Here is a 7825-nt window from a genome sequence, read left to right on the forward strand (position 1 = left end):
TGGTGACGCCGACGTCAAGGCCCACGGTGCCGAAGGCGGACACGCAGGTGAACAGTTTCTCCAGGAAGGTGAAGGCCTCACTCCCCGGCGTTCCGGCGGTGGTGTTGCCCAGCCCCAGCAGCAAGGCCATCAGCAGGATGAACAGGCCCGAGCCGAGGGTGACACCCACGGCCTTGAGGATCACCTTGAGGGGGATCTCCCGGTTTCTCACCACGACTTCGTCATGGCCCCGCAGGGTGGAACGGGTGGCGGCGATCAGGGCCGCGAAGGTGGTGGTCTTGATGCCGCCGCCGGTGCCACCGGGACTGGCGCCGATGAACATCAGGATGATCATCAGCAGGATTCCCGAGTCGGAGATGGTTTCCACACTGATGGGGATGGTGTTGAACCCAGCGGTGCGGGTGGTGATCGACTGGAACAGGGTGACCTGGATTTTCTCCCAGAGATTCATCTGTCGCACCATTTCCTCGGTGGCGAAGTGTTCCGTGAACAGCAGACCCACGGTCCCCACGACGACCAGCAGGATGGTGGTGCGAATCACCAGCCGGGTGTGCAGGCTGAGACGGCGAATGCGGGCCAGGCGGAAGCGGTTGACCCAGATGTCGTTGGTGACGCGCCAGCCGATGCCGCCCATCACGATCAGCAGGCCGATCACCCCGTTGACAACGGGCTGGCTCTGATACCCCACCAGACTGTCGCGCCACAGACCAAAGCCGGCGTTGTTGTAGGCGCTGATGCAGTGAAACAGGGAAGCCCAGAGGCGCTGGCCTTTGTCAGGGATATCGGTGAAGCCGAAGTTATACAGAATCAGGGTGCCGATGCCGATCACCACGGCGGCGATCAGCAGGATCTGGTTCAGGGTGGGGCCGATGCCGCCCACGCCGAAGTCATCCAGGGCGCGGCCCTTGTCGAGCCGCTGGCGCAGCCCCGAACGGCCCTGGACAAACCCCTGCAGGAAGGTGGTGATGGCCATCAGCCCCAAGCCACCGGTGAGGATCAGTCCGGCCAGGGCGACCTGGCCGGCAAAGGTGAGTTCGGCGCCCACGTCGACGATCGACAGACCCGTGACGGTGATGGCGGAGGTGACGGTGAAGAGGGCCTCCCAGAGGCCCACCTCATCGCTGGAGCAGAGCGGGCTCGCCAGCAGCAGCGTGCCGAAGGCGATCACCAGTGCACCGGTGACAACCGTGAACTGCGGCACCGTCAGACGGTGCCGCCAACTCTGCAGCCGCTTCATTTGTTGGGCTGGGGAGTCATCCGGAGATAGGGACGGATCTCAGTGACACCCTTGGGGAACTTCGCCCGGGCCTCGTCGGTGGGGATCGAGGGCACCACCACGCAGTCGTCGCCTTCCTTCCAGTTCACCGGCGTGGCCACCTGGTGGTGGTCGGTGAGCTGGAGGGAATCGATCACCCGCAGGATCTCATCGAAGTTGCGGCCCGTGCTGGCGGGGTAGGTGATCTGCAGACGCAGCTTCTTGTTGGGGTCGATGATGAACACCGAGCGCACCGTCAGGTTGCTCAGGGAATTGGGGTGGATCATGCCGTAAAGGCTGCTCACCTTCTTATCGCTGTCCGCCAGGATCGGATAGTCGACGGTGGTGTTCTGGGTCTCGTTGATGTCGCCGATCCAGCCCTTGTGGCTTTCGGCGGAATCGACGCTCAGGGCCATGGTCTTGACGTTGCGCTTCTCCCATTCGGCCCGCAGCCGTGAGACCTCGCCCAGCTCCGTCGTGCAGACGGGGGTGTAGTCGGCGGGATGGGAGAACAGCACCACCCAGCTGTCGCCGGCGAAGTCGTACAGATTGATCGGGCCGAGCTGGGACTCCTGAGTGAAATCAGGAACGGTGTCGCCCAGTTGCAGGGTCATCGGAGAAGAATTGGCGCCGGCTGATGCTGGCACAGCAGTGGGGCCGCCCGTCGTGGTTGTGGCGGGCCACGACTGCAGCTCCTGGCGCAGATGCTGGAGTCCCAGGTCCGCGGTGGCCGAAACGAACAGCATGGCCGGATCCACGGCCCTGGCCCGCTCCAGTTCGCCGCTGGGGCAGCGGTCGATCTGGTTGCCGATCACCCGCCTGGGCATGGTGGCCTGCAGGGAATCGAGGATCGTCTGCACGGTGGTGAGCTGCTCGGGCCAGGCGGGATCGGCCAGGTCGACGACGATCAGCAGGCCATCGGCATCCAGCGCCTCCTCGAAGGTGGAGCGGAACGCCTCCATCAGCTGGGGGGGCAGATCGCGGATGAACCCCACCGTGTCCGTGACCAGCAGCGGCTGGCCGTCCGCCCCACCACCGGCTGTCCGCTCGATGCGGCGGGTGGTGGGATCGAGGGTGGCGAAGAGCTTGTTCTCGGCCAGCACGGCCTGGCTGCCGCTGGCCCCGGTGAGGGCGTTGAGCAGGGAGCTCTTGCCCGCATTGGTGTAACCCACCAGGGCCACCCGCGGCAGGTCGCGGCGCCCCTCCCGCAGGCGGGCCCGGTGGGCCCCCAGGCGCTGCACCTCCCGCTGCAGTCGTTCGATGCGCCGGGCGATGGCGCGCCGGTCCTTCTCCAGCTGGGTTTCGCCGGGGCCCCGGGTGCCGATGCCGCCCCCCTGCCTTGACAGGCTCAGGCCCCGGCCCGTGAGTCGCGGCAGGCGGTAACGCAGCTGGGCCAGTTCCACCTGCAGCCGACCGGCGCCGCTGGCTGCCCGCTGGGCAAAGATGTCGAGGATCAGTTCGCTGCGGTCGCTCACCGGAAGGTCGATCAACCCCTCCAGGTCGCGGGCCTGGGCCGGGGTGAGTTCCCGGTCGGCCACCACGAGGCTGGCGCCGACGCGGCGTGCCTCCAGGGCCGCCTCCCGCAGTTTCCCCTCCCCCCAGGGGCTGCGGGAGACGGGGCCATGGCGGCGCTGCTCCACCCGGCCCACCGGCACGGCACCGGCACTGCGCACCAGGCCCTCCAGCTCGGCGATGCGCCGGTCGCTCAGGGCCCGGTCGCCACTGGTCTGGACCAGCAGCAGCACCCGCTCGGGGCCCTCCAGAGCGGGGGCGGGGGACGCCTCCGGCGGCTCCGCAGCGGCGAGGGCGACGGGGTCGAGGCCGCAGAGTTCGGCCAGATCCCCCTCCATGGCGCAGTCCCAGGCGCTCTCACCGCTGCCGGCAGGGGTGTGGATCGCCGCCGGCCAGCGTCCGCCGGTGTCCGGTTGCTGGCCGAAGCGCAGCCAGAGGTCCGGCGCCACGTCCATGCCCACCACGGCCTCCTGGGCCGAGGGCTGCAGGTGCGCCTGGCGTCCAGCCCCGGAGCAGGTGAGCAGACGCAGGTTGTGGCCCTGACGCCTGGAAGGGCCGGGAAGTTTCTCCAGCAGGCGCGCCGAATGGTCCAGCTCCCCCACCCACAGCAGCCGGCACAGACCGCGCCCATCGACCACCAGGGTGAGGGGCAACGCCAGATCGCGGCCCTCGGCCGCCAGGCGCTGCAGGGTGAGCAGATCCGCCACCGCATCGCCCGGATGACGCCGGTGGCAGATCTGCTCCAGCCGACGCCGCTCCGCGGGTCGCAGACCCACGGTTCTGCCGGCCAGCACCCCCTGCCTCAAGGGCGACGCACCAGCAGGCAGCGCACCCCGGCGGCCCGGGCGCCGGCCCCGTCCTCGGGGCTGTCGCCCACGTGCCAGACCTGGGACGGCGACAGATCGAGCGACTCCAGGGCGATCTGGAACGGCAGGGGTGACGGCTTGGCGGCCCCGGCACGGCTGGACACCACCACCGCTTCGAACAGATCCGCCAGGCCCAGGCCCTCCAGAAGCGGCTGCAGCCGCCGGTCGAAGTTGCTGACCACGGCCAGGCGCAATCCCGCCCCGTGCCAGCGGCGCAGAACGGCGGGCACATCCGCATAGACGTGCCAGAGCGACGGATCGGCGAAGCGATCAAACATGGCGTCGTGGAGGGCCGCCGGAGCCGCACCCGCGCCGGCGGCCCCCAGAACGGCGTCGATGCGCTCCCCCCACCAGCGGCGTTCCGCCTGAAGCAGGCTGTCGCCTTCGAGGTCGGGGAAGGCCAGGGGTGGGGCCTGGCGCAGCACGCCGGGGAAGGCGCGATCGATGGCGTCAGGGGCGACTTCGATGCCGTGCTCGGCCGCAACGACGGCATAGGTATGCCCCACCGAGCTGCGCAGGCCGATCAGGGTGCCCATGGCATCGAGCAACAGCCCCCTGGGCCGGGGCCAGGCCTGCGTCAACGTCATGGTGTCCAGTCGGCGAGCCAACCGGCGGCGACCCGCAGCTGGTGGGACCGGCCCGGCAGACGGGTCAGGTAGGCCAGCCGGCGCAGCTGGTAGGCCGCTGGCCCGGCCAGGGTGACACCGGAAGCGGTGAGGCTGGCTTCGCCGATGCCCAGGCTCATCATTTCGCCCAGATCCTTCCAATGGAAGGGCTCCAGGGGTTCGGCCCGGAGGGAGTGGATCAGGTTGGTGGCCAGCACCGCGGCTTGCTGGAAGGCCACCTGGGCCGTGGCCGGCGTGGTGGCGCCGGGGGCCTCGCTGGTCGTTCCTTCCGGATCCACCGGGGCGGCCAGATCGCCGGCCACAAAGAGATCGCCATGGTCCTGCAGGAGCAGATCGGCCCCGCAGAGCAGGCGGCCCCGGCTGTCGCAGGCGGGGGGGGGATCGATCCGGGGCGCCCGGAAGCTCAATCCGGCGGTCCAGACCACCGCCCGAACCGCGAGGGTTTCGCTGTGGGCGGTGGTCTCCCCATCGCCGTGGCAACGGAGGCTGATCGCTTCGGCCTCGACCGCCTCCACCTGGGTGCGGAGGCGCAGGCGCACGTCACGGCGCCGCAGGGCCAGGGCGGCCTGCTCCCGGTTGAAGGCCCTGGCCTGGGGCAGCAGCTGCGGCCCCTGTTCGATCAGTTCGATCACGGCGCTGCCCTCGGCCATGTCGGCGAGCTTGCAGGCCAGCTCCACCCCGGTGGGGCCCGCCCCCACCACGGCGAGGCGCTGCAGGGGGTGCCGCTGCTGTTTCAGCTCGGCCACCAGGCGCTGGAGCCGTTCGACATCGGCCAGGCTGCGGAAGCCCAGGCTGTGGCGGTCGGCCCCTGGCACCGCAAACGTGTTGCTCTCGGCACCCGTGGCGATCACCAGGCGGCCATAGGGGAGGGTCCGGCCCGCTGCTGTGTGCAGCTGATGGCGTTCGCAATCGATCCGCTCAACCCGATCCTGCAGCCAGGCCAGGCCGCGGCCAGCGAGCAGACCGTCGTAGCGGGGGGCGATTTCCCAGCCACGCAACTCGCCGCTGAGCAGCTCGTAGAGGAGGGGTAGAAACAGGAACCGGTCGTTCGGCTCGATCAGCAGGACGGGCGGATGGTTCTTCCGCTGGGCCAGGGCCAGGGCCGTGTACAGGCCCCCGAAGCCACCCCCGACGATGACGACGTTCTGGGCCTTTTGCGGTTGCCCTTGCATGCCGTCACCTTAACCACAATCCCCGGATGCCTGAAGGGCGATGATGGGGCAATGGTGTCCTTCCCCCTCACGGCTTCCATCAGCCCCGAGGGCAGCGCGGCGGGTCTGGATGCGGCCCACCAGGTCCTGCCCCGGGATCGCCATGGAGCGGCCATCGACCTCGCTGCCGCCCGCTCCGATCTGGAGCCCCTTGATGCCATCGGCCGGATGCGCTGGTCCCAGGAGGCCTTCGCCGGCCACTTCGCCATCACCACGAGTTTCGGCATCCAGTCGGCGGTGATGCTGCACATGGTGAGTGTCCTCGACGGCTCCGGTGCCTGGCCGGCGATCCCCGTGCTCTGGGTGGATACGGGCTATCTGCCCCCCGAGACCTACCGCTACGCGGACGAGCTCTGCGAGCGCCTCAACCTGAATCTGCATGTCCTGCAGGCCGACCTCAGCCCGGCCAGGATGGAGGCCCTGTACGGCCGCCTCTGGGAAACAGGGAATCCTGAGGACATGCGCGCCTACAACCGGCTGCGTAAGGTCGAACCCCTCGATCGCGGGCTGGAGCAGCTCGAGGTGCACTGCTGGGCCAGTGGCGTTCGCGCCGGCCAGACCGACCACCGCGGGGCGATGCATTGTCTGGATCCGGTGCGGGAGCGCTGGTCGCTGCGGCCGCTGCTGGCCTGGAGCCGCCGTGACGTCTATTACTACATGCAGGAGCACGGCCTGCCCCAGCACCCGCTGTTCGAGCAGGGGTATTCCACGGTGGGCGACTGGCACACCAGCGCCCCTGACGATGGCACCACCAACGGTCGGGCCACACGGTTTGGCGGGCTGCAGCAGGAGTGCGGCATCCACATGCCGGGGCTGATGGGCGAGGGCATCTGAGGTGCCGGCTCGCCAGCTTCGCTGGCTGCTGATCGGCAACAGCCGCTGGCACTGGGCCTTGGACGGGGCCGACGGGTTGGGGGGCGAACGGGGGTTGCAATTCCTGCACCTGCCCCCGCAGGCGGCCGCGGTGGATCCTCCCGTGGCCTGGGCGGCGGTGGGCCCGGTGCCTCCCCAGGCCGCCCTGCCGTTGGAGACGCGCCTGGCTCTGGAGGATGTGCCCCTGGCTGAAGCCCCCCCATGGCTGGGCCTCGATCGGGCCCTGGCGGGCTGGTGGGCGGCGCGGATCACCGGCAGCCCCGTGCTGGTGGCCGATGCCGGCACGGTGCTGAGTCTCACCCTGGTCGACGGCCGCGGCCGCTTCGCCGGCGGCCGGTTGATGGCGGGAGCGGCCCTGCAGCTGGGGGCCATGGCCTCGGGCACCGAGGGCTTGCCTTCCCTCGACAGGCCCCTGGTGGGTGCCGTCAGCGGGGAGTCCTGGCCGCGGGCCACCGAGGTGGCGATGCGGCGGGGGGTGGCCGAGGGTCTGGCGGCCGCGGTGCTGGAGGCCGGACGCCAGGCCCGGGCGCTGGAGCCCGGCTGCCGGATCGTGCTCACAGGGGGAGACGGTCCAACCCTGCTGCCGCTGTTGCGCAGGGCCTCGGAGCTGGGGGAGGAGGTCCTGCTGCACCGCCCCGATCTCTGCCTGGAGGCCCTTGTGGCCCTGCGGCCCTGTCCGCCGGCCGGAGCGGCTCAGGCCAGGCCCAGGTCCTCAAGGATCTGATCGGCCATGGCTTCGGCCTTCACCTTGAGATAAATCCGCTCCAGCCTGCCCTCGGCATCGACCACGAAGGTGTGCCGCATCATTCCCATGTACTCCTTGCCCATGAACTTCTTGAGGCCGTAGCTGGCGTACGACTCGGCGACCGGGCAGGGCTCGGCATCGGTCAGCAGGGTGAAGGGCAGGTCGTACTTGGCGACGAACTTGCCGTGGCTGGCCGCCCCGTCCTTGCTGATGCCCAGCACCCGGATGCCATGGGTTTCGAAGGCGCTCCAGCGGTCCCTGAAGTTGCAGGCTTCCTTCGTGCAGCCAGGAGTGTCGTCCTTTGGGTAGAAGTAAATCACCACACGCTGCCCCTTCAACGCGGCCAGGGACACGGCCTCGCCCGTCTGATCGGGGAGGGTGAAATCGGGGGCTGGATCTCCCACCTGCAGGGCCATGGATCGAACCTTGAAAACGAAGGAGTCTCTTGTACCCTAGGGGAAACGCCCTGTCTGTCCCCTTCGGCGTCCCGGGCCTCCGCAGCCGGCCGAGTCGCGGCGAGACAGCCTCACATCTTCCTTGACGCCCCCGTGTTGTGTGTGGAGAGGCAAAGAAACCGCACACACGTTGTAGGCAGAAGCACTTTGCATGGCTAGGTTGACTTTGAAGTCAACATCCTCTCCCGTGTTCAAGCAACTTCTCACCGGTCTCTTCGTGGGAACGGCCCTCACGGCTTCCGTGCTGCCGGCTTCCGCGGCTGTGGACAACGACCTGCCCGT

General features: G+C 69.1%; 7 protein-coding genes and 1 pseudogene. 2 read left to right on the forward strand and 6 right to left on the reverse strand.

Translation table 11 applies throughout. From position 1 onward, the window contains the following. The 5 genes and pseudogenes from KBZ04_RS11775 to KBZ04_RS11795 form a co-directional block, all read right to left on the reverse strand. Nucleotides 1–1237: potassium transporter TrkG (locus KBZ04_RS11775; RefSeq protein ID WP_254992107.1), on the reverse strand; the 1237-nt coding region annotated here is incomplete at its 3' end. Next, nucleotides 1234–1869 (reverse strand): peroxiredoxin, encoded by a 636-nt coding sequence (locus tag KBZ04_RS11780; RefSeq protein ID WP_254992113.1) that lies wholly within the window; start codon nt 1867–1869, stop codon nt 1234–1236. The genes KBZ04_RS11775 and KBZ04_RS11780, both read right to left, overlap by 4 nt. 84 nt (nt 1870–1953) lie before the next feature. Beyond that, a pseudogene (gene hflX, locus KBZ04_RS11785) lies at nt 1954–3222 on the reverse strand (GTPase HflX); the annotation flags it as partial. 347 nt (nt 3223–3569) lie between these two features. After that, the gene (locus KBZ04_RS11790) at nt 3570–4220 is read right to left on the reverse strand and encodes an HAD-IA family hydrolase (protein ID WP_254992108.1); all 651 of its coding nucleotides are present in this window, start codon (nt 4218–4220) and stop codon (nt 3570–3572) included. Next, a complete protein-coding gene (locus tag KBZ04_RS11795) occupies nt 4217–5431 on the reverse strand; it encodes an NAD(P)/FAD-dependent oxidoreductase (RefSeq protein ID WP_254992109.1) in 1215 nt (404 codons plus the stop codon). Before KBZ04_RS11795 ends, KBZ04_RS11790 begins: the two co-directional genes overlap by 4 nt. Nucleotides 5432–5482: 51 nt before the next feature. On the opposite strand from KBZ04_RS11795, the gene KBZ04_RS11800 reads away from it, so the two are divergent. Both KBZ04_RS11800 and KBZ04_RS11805 read left to right on the forward strand, forming a co-directional pair. Beyond that, complete coding sequence (locus KBZ04_RS11800; protein WP_254992110.1) at nt 5483–6304, forward strand: phosphoadenylyl-sulfate reductase; 822 nt, start codon at nt 5483–5485, stop codon at nt 6302–6304. Nucleotide 6305: 1 nt separating this feature from the next. Further along, nucleotides 6306–7067, forward strand: a complete 762-nt coding sequence (locus tag KBZ04_RS11805) for a type III pantothenate kinase (protein ID WP_254992111.1) — start codon at nt 6306–6308, stop codon at nt 7065–7067. On the opposite strand, the gene bcp is transcribed toward KBZ04_RS11805, so the two are convergent. After that, on the reverse strand, nt 7037–7504 hold the full coding sequence (bcp, locus tag KBZ04_RS11810) for a thioredoxin-dependent thiol peroxidase (RefSeq protein WP_254992112.1): 468 nt from the start codon (nt 7502–7504) through the stop codon (nt 7037–7039). The two genes, KBZ04_RS11805 and bcp, sit on opposite strands and share 31 nt — an antisense overlap. Between the last annotated feature and the right edge of the window lie 321 nt (nt 7505–7825).

Source organism: Cyanobium sp. N5-Cardenillas, assembly GCF_024345515.1.
GTDB lineage: Bacteria > Cyanobacteriota > Cyanobacteriia > PCC-6307 > Cyanobiaceae > Cyanobium.

Coding starts and splice junctions, on each gene's coding strand:
- KBZ04_RS11780 (WP_254992113.1), bottom strand. CDS start 1,869: ATGACCCTGCAACTGGGCGACACCGTTCCTGATTTCACTCAGGAGTCC.
- KBZ04_RS11790 (WP_254992108.1), bottom strand. CDS start 4,220: ATGACGTTGACGCAGGCCTGGCCCCGGCCCAGGGGGCTGTTGCTCGAT.
- KBZ04_RS11795 (WP_254992109.1), bottom strand. CDS start 5,431: ATGCAAGGGCAACCGCAAAAGGCCCAGAACGTCGTCATCGTCGGGGGT.
- KBZ04_RS11800 (WP_254992110.1), top strand. CDS start 5,483: ATGGTGTCCTTCCCCCTCACGGCTTCCATCAGCCCCGAGGGCAGCGCG.
- bcp (WP_254992112.1), bottom strand. CDS start 7,504: ATGGCCCTGCAGGTGGGAGATCCAGCCCCCGATTTCACCCTCCCCGAT.